This is a genomic window from Paenibacillus sp. FSL P4-0184 (genome assembly GCF_038004625.1).
Lineage (GTDB): Bacteria > Bacillota > Bacilli > Paenibacillales > Paenibacillaceae > Paenibacillus_AQ.
In genome coordinates this window covers 1772552-1787912 of record NZ_JBBORN010000001.1, presented here as the reverse complement: position 1 = coordinate 1787912, position 15361 = coordinate 1772552, and the positions used below count along the sequence as shown (strand labels likewise).

Below are 15361 nucleotides of genomic sequence, written 5' to 3'. Positions count from 1 at the left end.
GAAAATCGATTTTGAAGTCGGTTAAAAGTTTGAAACAGAGGTGACTTATGTATTTCAGAATAATCCGCAATGACATTTCAAAAAGCAAATTAATCACACTGACAACTATGATATTTGTCGCTGCAGCGGCCATGCTAGTTTCTCTCGCGGCAGTTCTTGTCGTACATTTATCAGGTGCGATTGATACGTTAATGACACAGGCAAAAACCCCGCATTTTATGCAGATGCATTCAGGCGCAATTGATAATGAGCGGCTTGCAGCTTTCGCGGAGCAAAGCAGCAATGTCGATGAATTTCAGGTGCTTGAGTTTCTCAATGTAGACAGTACGCAGATAGTAATGGACGGAAATTCGCTTGCAAACAGTGTTCAGGACAACGGCTTTAGCACCCAAAGCAGTAAATTTGATTATCTTCTTGATCTAGACGGGAAAGTCATAAACGTAGCAGACGGTGAGCTATATGTTCCAATAAGCTATATGAAGGATGGTATTGCAAAGCTCGGTGACCAGACTACCGTATTCGGAAAGAAGCTTACTGTTGCGGGTTTTCTTCGCGATTCACAGATGAATTCATTGCTTGCCTCGTCAAAGAGGTTTCTTGTGAGCGAAAATGACTTTGCCGAAATAAAGGATTTTGGAAGCACGGAGTATCTGATTGAATTTAGATTAAAGGATTTGTCCGAGCTTGGCGCGTTTGAAACAGCTTATACCTCCGCTGGACTTGAAGCAAACGGACCGACGATTACATATCCGCTTTTCAAAATGCTTAACGCAATTTCCGACGGGTTGATGATAGCGGTCATACTTCTTATAAGCGTGCTTGTCGTTGCAATCGCATTTATGTGCATACGCTTTACGCTCCTTGCGAAAATCGAAGACGACTACCGTGAAATTGGAGTTTTGAAAGCAATAGGGCTGCGCGTTTCCGACATAAAAAAGATTTATATTGCGAAATACGCGGCGATTGCGGCGGCTGGCTGTACACTTGGATTTGCATTCTCGTTTGTGTTCAGAGGCATGCTTCTTGAAAATATACGGCTTTACATGGGGGAAAGCGGCAATGCTTCTTTTGCCTTGTTTCTTGGATTAATCGGCGTACTGCTTGTATTCCTTGCTATTATCGCTAATGTAAGCATAGTGCTGAAACGCTTTCGGAAAATATCCCCCACGGAAGCCATTCGTTTTGGTATTTCACAAGAAAAATCCGCGGGTGCAAAGCGGTTTTGCCTGAACAGAAATAGGCTGTTTAACACAAATATTTTTCTCGGCATCAAAGATGTACTCGCAAGGAAAAGACTTTACGCCACGATGCTTGTGGTGCTTGTAATTTCGACCTTTATCATTATTGTTCCGCAGAACCTGTACAACACTATTTCTTCAAAAAGCTTCATCACATATATGGGGATAGGAAGCTCCGATATGCGCGTTGACATTCAGCAGACTGATAATATTTCTGGAAAAGCAGCGGAAATTGCAAAGGCGATGGAGAGCGACGGATCCATATCCCAATATGCCGTGCTTACAACTAAAACATTCAAAGCAAAGACGGAAAAAGGCTTGGAGGAAAGCTTGAAAATTGAGCTTGGCGACCATTCGATATTCCCTCTGGGATATTCCGCGGGCAGAGCACCCGCAGCAGAAAATGAAATTGCGCTTTCGGTTTTGAACGCTGATGAACTGGGCAAAAGGGTCGGGGATGTCATTACGTTGGTGATTGAAGGGGAAGAGAAAAATCTCACGGTAAGCGGAATTTACTCCGACATCACCAACGGTGGTAAAACCGCAAAGGCTGCTTTCACCGACAACTCGTTAGATATGATGTGGAGCGTTATCTACGCAGAGCTTTCAGATAAATCTCTTGTTGACGGCAAAGCTTCGGAATATGCGGACCGGTTTGATTATGCAAAGATATCAGGCATTGATGAATATATTACACAGACATTCGGCTCGACAATAAGCTCCGTCGGAAAGGCCTCCTATGCCGCAATTGCCGTTGCGCTGATAATAATGGTACTGGTTACACTGTTGTTTATGAAAATGCTTGTTACAAAGGACAGATATTCCATTGCCATGATGAAAGCGTTAGGTTTTACAAATTCGGATATTATGGTGCAGTATGTAACGCGTTCGGTATTCGTTCTGCTCGTCGGAATTGTTCTCGGCACGCTTTTGGCAAACACTATCGGAGAGGTTCTCACAGGAGCGGTGATCTCCTCGTTTGGAGCATCGTCATTTAAGTTTGTGGTCAATCTGCTATCGGCATATTTGTTGTATCCGCTTATGATGGCAGGCTCCGTACTTATCGCGACAATTATTGGCACATTGGGCGCGGGACAAATAAAAATACCCGAAAACATAAAGGAGTAGCTAATGAAAAAGATTATTATCGGTGAAAACATAGTAAAATCTTTCGGTGAGGGCGATGAGAAGCGAAATGTTCTTGACGGAGTGTCCGTTGAAATAAACGAGGGAGAGTTTGTTGCGGTTATGGGACCTTCGGGCTCAGGAAAATCGACGCTGATGTTTGCGCTGAGCGGAATGGACGGTGTCGACGGTGGCAAGGTTGCTTTTGACAGCAGGGATTTATCATCCCTCAAAGAAAATGAATTTGCCGACATACGCAGAACAAAAATGGGATTTGTATTTCAACAAGCAACTTTTATGAAAAATCTTAATATTCTCGACAACATCATTCTTCCCTCCATGCGCGACAATAGAAAAAACGCTGCGAAGATTATTGAGAAAGCAAGAACGCTTATGAAAAAGGTGGGTATTGCGGAGCTGGGAAACCGTGATATTACACAGGTTTCGGGAGGGCAGCTTCAGCGTGCAGGAATATGCCGCGCACTTATGAGCAATCCGAAAATTATTTTTGGAGACGAGCCGACTGGCGCGCTTAACTCAAAATCTGCACAGGAAATCATGGATATTTTTTCTGAAATCAATATGGAAGGCACTGCGGTTATGCTTGTAACCCACGATGCAAAGATTGCGGCGCGGACAGAGCGTATTATGTTTATGCGTGACGGAAAAATCGTAAGCGAAATGCGACTTCAGAAATTCAGCGGCACAGATATTGACGACAGAATGGAAAGAGTCACGGCGAAAATGCGGGAAATAGGAATATAAATTGGATATTCGATTCTGCACATGAACCAATTCCTTTCGGTTATGAAATATCACCTGATATTGATTATGGATATACCGCTGATATTCCGGTGGATTTAGCTATCTCTGGCCATTCATGCTCAATAAAACATTTAATATTTCAAATTAGTAAACCAAAACCCGATGCCTTTTTTCTTTCTAGGCATCGGGTTTGCTAAGAGGTGAAGCACAATACAAATTATCGGTTGAAATTTTACCAGTCAGGGGAATTACCATTCCCCTGATCGAGTGGCTTTGAGAAAAACATTGATATATAAATTTTTTATGTGCTTCATGTTGGTGCTGAGCATGTGCCATGTAACCTAATGATCCATATATGCGATGCTTGTGCAACAATTGGAATGGAACTATAATTCAATACCCGATTACGATGACTTTGAAAGGTCATCTAGTTTGAAAATTCAGTTTTCATAATAATTTCTATGACTTTCGGCTTGAGTGTTGTTATACGGACAGCCTATTTTTATGACGACAATCCTTCAACGACTTTATCAATATTCCATTTAATCATCTTAACGTATGTGTCGCCTTCTTCGCCTTTCTTAGCTAAAGAATCGGTGAAAATCTTAGAATGTATCGGTACACCCGTTTCATTGGAGATGGTTTCCATTGTTTTCGGATTAACGCTCGTTTCCAGAAATAAAGCCGGCACTTGATTTTCATCAATAATGTTAATGATGTTTTTCATTTGTTCTGGGGTTCCTTGACTATCGGTATTGATTTCCCAAATAAATGCGGATTCAAATCCGTAGGCTTTTGAAAAATATTTAAATGCCCCTTCGCTTGTAACTAAAATGCGTTTCTCCTGTGGAACTTTTTCTACCGATTCTTTTGCATATTGATCCAATTCATTAAGTTTCTTAACATATTCTGATTGGTTATTCAGATAAAATTCTTTGTTGTCCGGATCTTTTTCGATTACATGTTTAGTGATGATATCTACATATTTAATAGCATTCTGAACATCAAGCCAGGCATGAGGATCTTCTTGAGTTTCTTTGCCTTTTTCTGTTAGGTACATTGGAGTTACTTCATCTGAGACGGCAAAAGCGACATCCTTTTTATTAGTGACATCAAGAAGGTCTTGGAACCACCCCTTACCTGTTTCCAGGTTCAATCCGTTATAAAAAACTAAATCTGCGCTAGATACTTTACTTGTGTCCTTAGGTAGTGGATCGTACATATGCGGATCTGTTCCGATGGGAACCATGCTATAGACCTCGGCTTTCTCCCCTACAATGTTTTCGGTCATATCCGCGATAATGGAGTAGGTTGCAACAATCTTCAACTTGTCATGGTCTGCTTCTCCCTCACTAACATTTGAACATGCGGTAAATAGCAAGATGAACATTGTCAAAGAGAGCATCTTTATTGTTTTCATCCTTGTTTCAACCCTTTCCTTAGAAAATTATTTTTGGGCGAGATAATAAATGATATAGCAAACAAACTTACGCCTACCAGAACAATGGTGGCACTTGTAGGTAAATTGAATCTAAAGCTAATGATCACACCTATAATTCCAGATACAGCGCCGATGGTAGAAGCCAGGACAATCATGTGGATCAGCTTATTCGTCCAAAGATAAGATGTAGCTGCTGGAATAACCAGCATTGCAATCACAAGCACAATGCCTACTTGAGATAATGAGGACACAGTAACCACGGATAACAGCATCATCAATAAATAATGATAGAATCCCGTTTTTAAACCAAATGCCTTAGAGACGACAGGATCAAACGAACTAATTAACAGCTCTTTATACAACAACGAAATGATGGCTATAACAACAAGCATGATAATAAATGATTGCATTAACTCGGACTGCGGGACGGCCAAAATGTTACCAAATAAAATATGAGTTAGATCAAGCCCGCTCTTGGCGAAAGTGATTAAGACAATTCCTAGAGCGAAAAATGAGCTGAGAATAATTCCGATCGAGGTATCACTTTTGATATTGCTGCGACTTGTAATAAATTGAATGAGGATGGCTGCTAAAAGTCCAAACAATGAAGCTCCTACAAGAATGTTAATCCCTAAAATATAAGATAACGCCACACCTGGTAATACAGCATGAGATAAAGCATCTCCCATTAATGACATCTTTCTGAGTACAATAAAACTTCCTAAAACCCCTGAAACAATTCCAAGAATGATAGCAGACAATCCGGCGTTAAGCGCATAGATCGGAATGTTTAATAATGATGAGAAATAGTCAATCATTTTCGGTGCCCCCCATTCCTTTGATTACAAGATTACCTAAGGAAGCCCCGTAAGCATTGAGGATATTGTCGGCTGTAAAGGTGTCTTTCACATCGCCAAAGGCAATAAGCTTTTTATTGAGAATGATTACTTTGTCAAAGTATTCTTCGACTTCATGTAAATCATGATGAACGATCAATATGGTTTTCCCTTCTTCGCGAAGCTGTTTAAGCAGTTTTACAATAATTTTCTCACTGACTAGATCTATGCCGACAAAAGGTTCGTCTAAAAAAAATACATCCGCTTTTTGGGCAAGCGCTCTGGCAATAAAAACCCTTTGTAGTTGTCCTCCAGACAAATTACTAATTTGTTTATTTGCAAGATCACTTATATCTACCATGGCCATACATTCCTCGACGCGTTGCCGCTCTTTTTTCCCGGGGCGCTGGAAAATTCTTAAGTTTGGATAGGTTCCAGTTAGCACAGTATCTTTCACTGTGATTGGAAAAGTAAGGTCAATATCATTTTTTTGCGGTACATATGCGATCTTCCGTTTATACTCAGAAATGTCTTTTCCCTCTACCATCACCGTTCCGCTTCTTTTCTTGATTACTTCTAACAATGACTTAATGAATGTCGATTTTCCTGCACCATTTGGCCCGATAATTCCGATGGTGTACCCAAAGGGAATATCGATATTTACATTTTCTAGCGCTGAATTACCGAAATAATCCACGTTTAGGTTTCTAATCTCAATCATTAAAAAAGCTCCTCGTCTTGAAATTTATTGATTTGTTTCCTGTTGGAAACATTTATTTTAATTATCTAATTTGTTTCCCTAGGTAAACATTTATTCTTAGGTACAATATATTTAACAATGGGCAAAATGTCAATGAAAAAGCTTAAAATTTATTTGATTTTGAATTAGTACAAGCATGCGATTTGCGCCGGTATCGGGGTAATTTTTTAGAATTAAAAATACATACTTGACAGGTAGGAATAAAGGGTTATATGATATCATCAATACTTAAACACTAATTAAATGAACAGTGAAATAATTTATCTGAGCCGATTGGACCGCCAAAGGCTCCCGCACTTTTCCCTTGCCAGGGAGTTGTGCTGGGAGTCTTTTTTTGTTGGCTATGGAGAGAGATGAGGTAAGAATGAGCGATACGTATTGGAGACAGCTGGAAGAGACGGACTGGGTATTCCGCAAGGTGGTCCGCAGATTTGTAAAGGAACGGGATAAGGTTACAGTAGCAGGCATCTCTTTACCCGGCATGCTGATTCTACATAAAATCATTCGCGAGGGTGAACAGCGGCTTGGGGATTTAGCAGATGAACTGGACTTTACGTCAGGTGCGATCACAGCTTTGAGCGATAAGCTTGAGGCAGGCGGATTTACTGTACGCAGACGTAAGGAAGGGGACCGCAGAACGGTGATGCTGGACATCACAGACAAAGGCCGGAAGATGGCAGAGCTTAACAGCAACATTGGGGAACGATGTATTTCGCTTCTGTTTGAAGGGTTCACGGAAGAGGAATTGGTGCAGCAAAGTCACTTTTATCAGCGGATCATTAGTAATCTCGAAGGATTCTCAGACATCTTGCTGAAGCTGGTGAAGGAGAATGCTGAGGCTGAAGCTTCTCCAAACCTTGAACAGAAGCCACGAGCAGTCACAAAGAAAAGTAATTATCTTAGCTATTAAAATAAATTAAATGTAGGAGAGATGAACGATGGGACATTCAACCATATTTCCAACTGGAGCAACCGTATATAATCCGAGCAAAGCGTGGAATGGCTATACCGTATTTCAAGCGGGTGAAGAAGGTGTTGTACTGATTGATATGAACGGTAAAGAAGTGCATCTGTGGAAGGGGCTGCTCGGGTTTCCGGCAAAAATTTTCCCTGGTGGTTATGTGCTAGGCAGTACAGGAAGGAGAGATCCCAAATTTGGCATTCAGGATAATGTAGATCTGGTGCAGGTCGATTGGGACGGTAACATCGTATGGAAATATAATAGCTATGAACATATAGAAGATCCGGGTTATGAACCGCTCTGGTATGCCCGCCAGCATCATGACTATCAACGAGAAGGCAATCCAGTAGGTTATTTTGCACCAGGGCTAGAGCCTAAGGTTGACGGCGGCAAAACCCTAATCCTCGCTCACAAAAATATCTACAACCACCAAATCTCCGACAAGCAGCTGCTGGATGACACGATTATCGAAGTGGATTGGGAAGGGAATATCGTTTGGGAGTGGGCTCCGAATGAACATTTTGCAGAGCTAGGCTTTGATGAAGCGGCGAAAAACGTCTTATTCCGTGATCCTAATTCACGCTCCTTCGGGAATCTAGGGGGCGGTGTGGGTGACTGGTTGCATATCAATTCAGCTTCGTATGTAGGACCTAATAAGTTTTACGATGCAGGCGATGAGCGTTTCCATCCAGATAACGTGATCTGGGATGCACGGGAAGCGAACATTATCGCAATTACAGATAAGCGTACCGGGGCCATCGTGTGGAGAATCGGTCCAGACTACTCACTGCCAGAATTGAAGCATATCGATTGGATCATTGGCCAGCATCATGCGCACATCATTCCGAAGGGCTTGCCGGGAGAAGGAAACCTACTCGTATTTGATAACGGAGGTTGGGGCGGTTATGGTCTTCCCAATCCATCTTCACCCTTTGGGCAAAAAAATGCACTCCGCGACTACTCTCGAATTCTAGAGATTAATCCAGTGACACTCGAAATTGAATGGCAGTATACCGCGGCAGAAGCAGGCTTCTCTGTTCCGACGGATTCTTATAAATTCTATAGTCCTTATATTAGCTCCGCCCAGCGGTTACCGAATGGCAACACCTTAATTACAGAAGGATCTAACGGTAGACTTTTCGAGGTTACGCCAGAGCATGAACTGGTCTGGGAATATATCTCACCGTATAACGATTCCAGAAATACAAACATGGTTTATCGTTCCTATCGTGTGCCTTATGCGTGGGTACCACAGCTGGAGAAGCCGGAAGAACAAGCGATTGAGCCGATAGATGTTACGCAGTTCAGAGTACCAGGGGCTGCACCTAAGGGATCGGATTCGGTAGTGAACGTGGCAACAACCCTGCCGTTTGTTGAGGGGGCTGCTTGTGTGGCGACGACTGATGAAGGTAGTAGCCGCAAAGCCAACTAATACATTTGAGGGGGATGTCGTTGTGAAAAAGTCATGGATCAGCTCAAGCTTTCTGCTCTTATCCTTATCCGTTGTTATCCTATTATCAGGTTGCAGCTCCAAAGGTGATGCGTCGTCCTCTAAAGATGGAGCATTGAACGGCAAAAAAGAGACATTGAAGATTAAAATCGCTGACATCAATACGAATCCAACCTTTCGTGTGGCATTAGATAAAGGTATCTTTGCCAAACACGGGATAGACGCCGAACTAGTCAACTTTGGTTCCCCGGCAGAAGGTGTAAATGCACTCTTCATTAAACAGGTAGATGTGGCTTTCGGGGCCGATTTTCCCTTGTTGAACGCAGTGTCGAAAGGAGATTACGCAATCATCGCCTCTGCAGGTCTGGCGACAGATGAAGCTTCTACAGAATGGAAGCTGTTCGTACAGGATGATATCAAGACAGCTGAGGAATTGAAAAGCAAGAAGCTGAGCTTTATTCGTGGAACCTTCATTCCGTACCTGTGGGATGAATATTTAAAAGAGCATAACATCGCGCTCAGTGATGTGGAATTGATAGGGCAGGGAGCCTTTGACGAATCTTATATCGCTTTGAAGCAAGGGGCTGTGGATGGTGCATGGTTTTATGGTTCAGTTCTTAATGATAAGCTGGGTGCCCTTGCAGGCGTACATGAGCTGACGGATATGTCCAAAACAACCGTACGGTTAGGGATGGGCATTGTAGCAGGGAATGATTTTGTAACGAAAAATCCAGAGGGGATCTCGAACTTTCTCGCAGCAGTGGATGAAGCAGGGGGCTATGCCCAGGCCCATCCAGATGAGGTTGCTGATTTGATGTACGAGGCAGTGAAGCAGCCTAAGGAATCGACGATCAAAGATCTTCCGAACAATCCATGGGCACTCGGATTCACACAGGCGGCGTATGACAGTCTGACTAAGCAGAAGAAATATATGGTCGACACTGGAATCATTGAGAAGGATTTCGATCTGGATAGCAAGCTGAATCTTGAACCGCTGACCAAAGCTTTGCCGGAAGAAGTCACGTATAAGAAATAGGAGGGTTCAGCATGTCATTACCTGCTAAGCAGCACACCATTCATATTGAGCGGCTACGCAAGAGCTACAGTGAGCCAGCCGCTGGAGATGTGCATTATATTATTAAAGATGTGGATCTCGTAATCAAAGGCGGAGAGTTCTTCGTTCTACTCGGTCCAAGTGGCTGCGGAAAATCGACACTGCTGAATATGATCGCCGGATTTGTTTCCAAATCCGGCGGTAACCTTCGGGTGGATAACGAAGAGGTGAATAAGCCTGGCAGAGATCGGGCAGTTGTGTTTCAGCAAGCAGATTCCTCTTTATTCCCTTGGCTAACGGTTCGAGAAAATGTGGAGTTTGGACTGCGAATGAAGAAAATCGTAAAGGCTGAACGGCGCACGATATCGGATAGGTTCATCGGACTTGTAGGACTGAACGGTCATGAGGAAAAGTTCCCGAAGGAGCTATCAGGAGGCATGAAGCAGCGTGTACAGCTGGCACGGGTGCTCGCCAATGATCCGGCAATCCTGCTGATGGATGAACCCTTTGGTGCACTTGATGCGATGACCCGGAGGACGATGCAGAAGGAACTGGTCAACATCTGGCAACAGACGCATAAGACGGTGATTTTTGTAACCCATGATATTCAGGAAGCCTTGCTGCTGGGGGAACGGATCGGCATTATGTCTGTAGGACCTTCCTCTAACATTACGGACATTTATGACAATACGCTGCCTTATCCGCGGGACGTAGCCTCACCGGAATTTTACTCGCTATACAACCAAATTCAGAGCCATTTCGAAGAATAGGATAGGGTGGGACAGATGATGAAATGGGTGGAAAAGAAATGGGTTTCCGTTTCGATACTATGGATTACCGCATTCTGCATCTGGCAGCTTGGGGCGGTGATCTACGGTCCTGATGTAATCCCTGGACCGTGGAGTACGCTTAAGGGTGGACGGGAACTGCTGGAAGACGGAACTTTGATGCAATATATCGGGATTAGCTTTTACCGGGTGCTAATTGGCTGGGTACTCGGCAGTTTAATGGCGATTCCCGTAGGCCTGATTATTGGAAAGGTGAATGTGATTCGTATCTTTGCAGAGCCTTTTCTGAACTTTATTCGTTTTATCCCGCCGATTGCATTCATTACATTGTTTCTAGTGTGGTTTGGCATTGGGGAGCAGTCGAAGATTGCGTTGATTATGTACGCTACCTTTTTTATTGTGGTGCTGAATACCTTGACCGGTGTGATGTCCGTAGAGGAGGATAAAATCCGCTCAGCCCGCAGTATGGGCGCCAGTGAGTGGCAAATTCTGATTCATGTGATCGTCCCGGCGACGATACCGTATATTTTTACAGGCATCCGGTTAGCGATGGGAACCTCGTATATGGCGATTATCGGTGCGGAAATGATTGCTTCGAACGAAGGTGTAGGTTATCTGATTTGGAATTCCAGATTGTTTTTCCGGACAGATTGGATCTTTGTAGGGTTATTCTGTCTTGGCTTTATGGGCTTTTTCACGGATCGGTTATTTGGGTGGTTCGGCAAGAAAGTGCTCTATAGATACGGCGTGGTAAGTGTGGCGGCGCGTAGAAAGTAGTGTAGCTTTAAGCATAAACACGGGAACCGCCTGAGTGAATCAGGTGGTTTTTGGTATGTCTTACTTTTTATTTACAAATATTCCTATCCTCCTTAATGCCGCGAAAATAGTACACGCCTATACTGCAATTGGGTGCCTAACAGTTGGAGCATAGAGAAGCCCGCAAATAAGAAATAGGAGTGAAGGGGAAATCATGAAAAAAGGGATCAAAAGTCAATTATCGATGGGTCTAATGTTATCCTTGCTCGTCCTGTTGCTTGCTGCTTGTGGAAATTCGGCTAAGGCTGACGAATCAACGAATGGAAATGCTGGCACCAAAGAATTAAGTCTGACCGAGATCGAGAGTAAAGCTAAAGAAGAGGGCAGTGTTATCAGCGTGGGAATGCCGGATTCCTGGGCGAACTGGAAAGATACATGGAGTGATATGAGTAGTAAGTATGGTCTTACACATTCAGATACGGATATGTCGAGCGCGGAGGAAATTGCCAAGTTTGATGCGGAAAAAGATAAACCAACGTCTGACATCGGAGATGTAGGGATCGCTTTTGGATCGGTTGCCATGGAAAAAGGAGTAACACAACCTTATAAAACGACCTACTGGGATGAGATCCCTGATTGGGCTAAGGATAAGGACGGAAATTGGATTGTCGGCTATCAAGGGACGATTTCGTTTCTGACAAACACCAAGCTCGTGGCTAATCCACCGAAGAGCTGGGAAGATCTGAAGAACGGAAATTACAAAATCATCGTAGGTGATGTAACTAAAGCTGCTCAAGCGCAGATGGCTGTATTGGCCGCAGCGATTGCTTTTGGTGGCGATGAGTCGAACATTGAACCGGGGATTGCTTTTTTCGAAGATTTAGCTAAAAAAGGACGTCTCTCCAATGCAGAAGCTTCTCTTGCCAACATTGAAAAAGGGGAAGTAGAAGTTACCCTGCTGTGGGATTTCAACGCTTTGAACTATAGAGATCAGATCAACAAAGATGGCTTCGCGGTAGCCATTCCGAAGGAAGGCAGTGTGGTGAGCGGTTATGCAACGATCATCAACAAATATGCGCCGCATCCTAACGCTGCGAAGCTGACACGTCAATACATCCTTAGTGATGAAGGACAGATTAATCTTGCCAAAGGGTACGCTCGTCCGATTCGTGACAGTGTAACACTGCCGGATGATGTTGCGGCTAAACTGCTGCCAAAAGAGGAGTATGTTAACGCTAAGCCTGTTGGTGATTACAAGGTATGGGAAGAAACAGCGAAGACCATACCACAGTTATGGCAGGAACGTGTACTTGTGCATTTGAACTAGAATTGTTCTTCCCCCTAAAAAAGAAACAGGGCACCTTCGTCACGATGCCGTAAGGTGCCCTTGTTCTATTCCCGCGACAAGGAGTGAGGAAGTTGAAACAGAAAAGCCGCGGTGTGATCCTGGCACTCATTCCGTTTGCACTGATGGTGTTGGCATTTCAGCTGGTGCCTGTATTGTCCATGCTGACGGGAAGTTTCCAAAAGGCAGATGGGACCGGGTTTACGCTAGGCAATTATCTGCATGCCCTGCAAAGTGCCTATTATATGCAGGCAATCAAGAACAGCTTGCTGATCTCTTTAACCTCAAGTCTGATAGGGATCATTGTCGGACTTTTTTGTGCATATTGTATTACTCGGTTCACTCCGAGAGTAAGAGACAGACTCTTAATGCTGTCGAATATGACCTCTAACTTCGCAGGAGTTCCGCTGGCTTTTGCGTATATTATTTTGCTTGGTAACAATGGAGTGTTTACGCTCTTATTCAAACAGTGGGGCTGGAGTGTTTTTACCGATTTTGATTTATATAGCTGGTCTGGTCTGATTCTGGTGTATGTATATTTTCAGGTTCCATTAGCCTTACTGCTCTTGTATCCATCCTTTTACGGAATTCGTGAGCAGTGGAGAGAAGCGGCGTCCTTGCTGGGGGCAGGACCGTGGCAGTTCTGGAAGACGATTGGGCTGCCAATTCTAACTCCGGCGATCTTCGGCACACTGGGAATACTGTTTGCCAATGCGATGGGCGCTTATGCCACGGCTTACGCATTAGTTGGCGGGAATTATAATCTGCTGGCGGTACGTATCGGTTCTCTGGTTGCTGGGGATGTGGTTACTCAGCCAGAAATGGGGAGTACGCTTGCTGTTCTGCTGGGTCTGACTACGATTTTGGCCGTCTATTTGAATCATCTGATGGTTCGGCGAACGGAGAGATTTGGAGCTAAAGCGCTCAGTAAACCGGATGTGAAAACCAAATCGTCTCGGCGCTTGTGGACGGCAGCTAGTGAGGAGGTGGGGCAATGAATATACGTAAAGCAGGCTTCGCTCCGCGCACTTTCATGCTAATGCTCATGGTGTATTTATTACTTCCACTGTTAGCAACCGGTATTTATGCCTTCGCGCAGGACTGGCAAAATACCTTATTGCCTCAAGCTTGGACACTGAATTGGTTTGGAGAAATGTTTAAGGATATTCGTTTTTTGGAGGCGCTTTGGACCTCGCTGTATTTATGCCTGATTAGCGTGGTGCTGAGTCTGGCCGTGATGCTGCCAGCTGTTTTTGTCATCACCATTTATTTTCCGCGCTGGGAGAGCTTTATGAAAGTGATTGTTGTTCTGCCTTATGCGGTACCTGGTGTAGTGGCTGCGGTGGGACTTATTCGTACCTATTCCTCTGGCCTCTTTGATATCGCTGGAACAGCTTATTTATTGGTGGGGGCGTATTTTGTGGTCATTCTTCCCTATATGTATCAGGGCATTCGCAATAGTCTATTGACCGTTAACGCTGTAGAACTGCTGCATGCCGCAGAATTGCTTGGAGCCCGCCGCAGAACGGCTTTTATGAATGTGATTTTGCCAAATATCTGGCCTGGCGTTATCGTCTCTACCTTATTATCATTCTCCGTTCTGTTCGGTGAATTTGTTCTTACAAACATGCTAGTTGGCGGGCATATTCAGACGATTCAGGTGTATCTATATCAAAGAATGGGCGAAAGCGGACATTTAGCCAGTGCGATTGCCATCTCGTATTTTCTGTTTATTCTAGTCCTTTCGATGGTACTAATGAAGCTTGGCAAAAAGATGGGAGGAGGCGTTAAGGGATGAACGATTACCTGAAGCTGCAGGGAATACGCAAAATGTTTGGTGAGACCTGTGTGCTAGACAATATAGATTTGGAGATTCGTGAAGGGGAGCTTGTAACGCTGCTAGGACCTTCCGGTTGCGGGAAAAGTACGTTACTTCGCTGCATAGCTGGCCTTTCGGAGCTGGATGGCGGCAGAATCCTTCTAGAGAATAAAGATCTGGCAAATCTGCCGCCCCGTAAACGCGAGGTGGGGATGGTGTTCCAGTCTTATGCTCTATTCCCTAATCTGACGGTGAGCCAAAATATTGAGTATGGAATGAAGATGCGTGGTTTGTCCAAAGCCGCCCGACGTAGCCGATGCGAGGAACTGCTGGCTTTAGTCGATCTGGAGGAGAAGCGGGATGTCTATCCGCAGTCACTCTCCGGTGGACAGCAGCAGCGGGTAGCGCTGGCCCGTTCTCTAGCCGTGCAGCCCAAAGTATTACTGCTGGATGAGCCCCTGAGTGCACTTGATGCCAAGATTCGTAAGAATCTACGTGCCGAAATTCGTGATATTCAGAAGCGCTTTAACATGACGACCTTATTCGTTACGCATGATCAGGAAGAAGCGCTGATTCTATCCGACCGCATCTGCATTATGAATGGTGGACGCATCGTCCAAGATGGAACACCGGAAGGACTGTACACCGCGCCGCGCACAGAGTTCGTTGCCCGGTTCATGGGCAGTTATAACGTATTGACTCGGCCAGAGGTGATGGCGCTGTTCCACGGAATAGATAGTGGGATGGACAGCTTTGCTATTCGCCCCGAAGCAGTAACGTTACTGCATGATGGAGCGGGTCAGCAGGAGGCTGCTGCCGGAGCACAACTGGTGAATGGAATGATTAAATCGGTGTCTGTGCTAGGCAATATTATTCGATGTACGGTTGAGGCTGAAGGAATCCGCTTAACGGTTGATCTTTTAAATGATGGACGCTGGCTGCGGGTTGGAGAAGGGGACAAAGTCACATTGGCGCTGAACCCTTCCGAGCTTTTACATTTAGAGCGAGAAGGAGCGTGAGTAG

The 15361-nt window shown here is 44.4% G+C and carries 14 protein-coding genes; 11 read left to right on the top strand and 3 right to left on the bottom strand.

Going from position 1 to position 15361, the window contains the following annotated elements:
- The first annotated feature begins 47 nt into the window (after positions 1 to 47).
- Both MKY52_RS07640 and MKY52_RS07635 read left to right on the top strand, forming a co-directional pair.
- A complete protein-coding gene (locus MKY52_RS07640) occupies positions 48 to 2366 on the top strand; it encodes an ABC transporter permease (RefSeq protein WP_341050757.1) in 2319 nt (772 codons plus the stop codon).
- Positions 2367 to 2369: 3 nt separating this feature from the next.
- Entirely contained in the window at positions 2370 to 3128 is a 759-nt protein-coding gene (locus MKY52_RS07635) for an ABC transporter ATP-binding protein (protein ID WP_341050755.1), read from the top strand.
- Positions 3129 to 3630: 502 nt separating this feature from the next.
- On the opposite strand, the gene MKY52_RS07630 is transcribed toward MKY52_RS07635, so the two are convergent.
- The 3 genes from MKY52_RS07630 to MKY52_RS07620 are packed head-to-tail and all read right to left on the bottom strand — an operon-like array spanning position 3631 to position 6123.
- Complete coding sequence (locus MKY52_RS07630) at positions 3631 to 4548, bottom strand: metal ABC transporter substrate-binding protein (RefSeq protein WP_341050754.1); 918 nt, start codon at positions 4546 to 4548, stop codon at positions 3631 to 3633.
- Entirely contained in the window at positions 4545 to 5387 is an 843-nt protein-coding gene (locus tag MKY52_RS07625) for a metal ABC transporter permease (RefSeq protein ID WP_341050752.1), read from the bottom strand. Before MKY52_RS07625 ends, MKY52_RS07630 begins: the two co-directional genes overlap by 4 nt.
- The gene (locus MKY52_RS07620) at positions 5380 to 6123 is read right to left on the bottom strand and encodes a metal ABC transporter ATP-binding protein (RefSeq protein ID WP_341053362.1); all 744 of its coding nucleotides are present in this window, start codon (positions 6121 to 6123) and stop codon (positions 5380 to 5382) included. The genes MKY52_RS07625 and MKY52_RS07620 overlap by 8 nt, the downstream gene beginning before the upstream one ends.
- 406 nt (positions 6124 to 6529) lie before the next feature.
- Between MKY52_RS07620 and MKY52_RS07615 the strand changes: the two genes are divergently transcribed.
- From MKY52_RS07615 to MKY52_RS07575, 9 genes are all read left to right on the top strand, one after another.
- The gene (locus tag MKY52_RS07615; RefSeq protein WP_445671014.1) at positions 6530 to 7075 is read left to right on the top strand and encodes a MarR family winged helix-turn-helix transcriptional regulator; all 546 of its coding nucleotides are present in this window, start codon (positions 6530 to 6532) and stop codon (positions 7073 to 7075) included.
- A gap of 28 nt (positions 7076 to 7103) precedes the next feature.
- Positions 7104 to 8558: an aryl-sulfate sulfotransferase gene (locus MKY52_RS07610; protein ID WP_341050751.1), complete on the top strand. Its 1455-nt coding sequence runs from the start codon at positions 7104 to 7106 to the stop codon at positions 8556 to 8558.
- 22 nt (positions 8559 to 8580) lie between these two features.
- Positions 8581 to 9612, top strand: coding sequence for an ABC transporter substrate-binding protein (locus tag MKY52_RS07605; protein ID WP_341050748.1), 1032 nt, complete (start codon positions 8581 to 8583; stop codon positions 9610 to 9612).
- Between the two features lie 11 nt (positions 9613 to 9623).
- Positions 9624 to 10400, top strand: coding sequence for an ABC transporter ATP-binding protein (locus MKY52_RS07600; protein WP_341050746.1), 777 nt, complete (start codon positions 9624 to 9626; stop codon positions 10398 to 10400).
- A gap of 18 nt (positions 10401 to 10418) precedes the next feature.
- Positions 10419 to 11195, top strand: coding sequence for an ABC transporter permease (locus MKY52_RS07595; protein WP_341053360.1), 777 nt, complete (start codon positions 10419 to 10421; stop codon positions 11193 to 11195).
- Positions 11196 to 11388: 193 nt separating this feature from the next.
- Positions 11389 to 12501 carry an ABC transporter substrate-binding protein gene (locus MKY52_RS07590; protein ID WP_341050745.1) on the top strand — a complete coding sequence of 371 codons (1113 nt, stop codon included), beginning with the start codon at positions 11389 to 11391 and terminating at the stop codon, positions 12499 to 12501.
- A 92-nt stretch (positions 12502 to 12593) separates the two neighbouring features.
- Positions 12594 to 13517 carry an ABC transporter permease gene (locus tag MKY52_RS07585; protein WP_341050743.1) on the top strand — a complete coding sequence of 308 codons (924 nt, stop codon included), beginning with the start codon at positions 12594 to 12596 and terminating at the stop codon, positions 13515 to 13517.
- Positions 13514 to 14317: an ABC transporter permease gene (locus MKY52_RS07580; RefSeq protein ID WP_042184213.1), complete on the top strand. Its 804-nt coding sequence runs from the start codon at positions 13514 to 13516 to the stop codon at positions 14315 to 14317. The genes MKY52_RS07585 and MKY52_RS07580 overlap by 4 nt, the downstream gene beginning before the upstream one ends.
- Positions 14314 to 15357 (top strand): ABC transporter ATP-binding protein, encoded by a 1044-nt coding sequence (locus MKY52_RS07575; RefSeq protein ID WP_341050741.1) that lies wholly within the window; start codon positions 14314 to 14316, stop codon positions 15355 to 15357. The genes MKY52_RS07580 and MKY52_RS07575 overlap by 4 nt, the downstream gene beginning before the upstream one ends.
- Positions 15358 to 15361 lie beyond the last annotated feature (4 nt).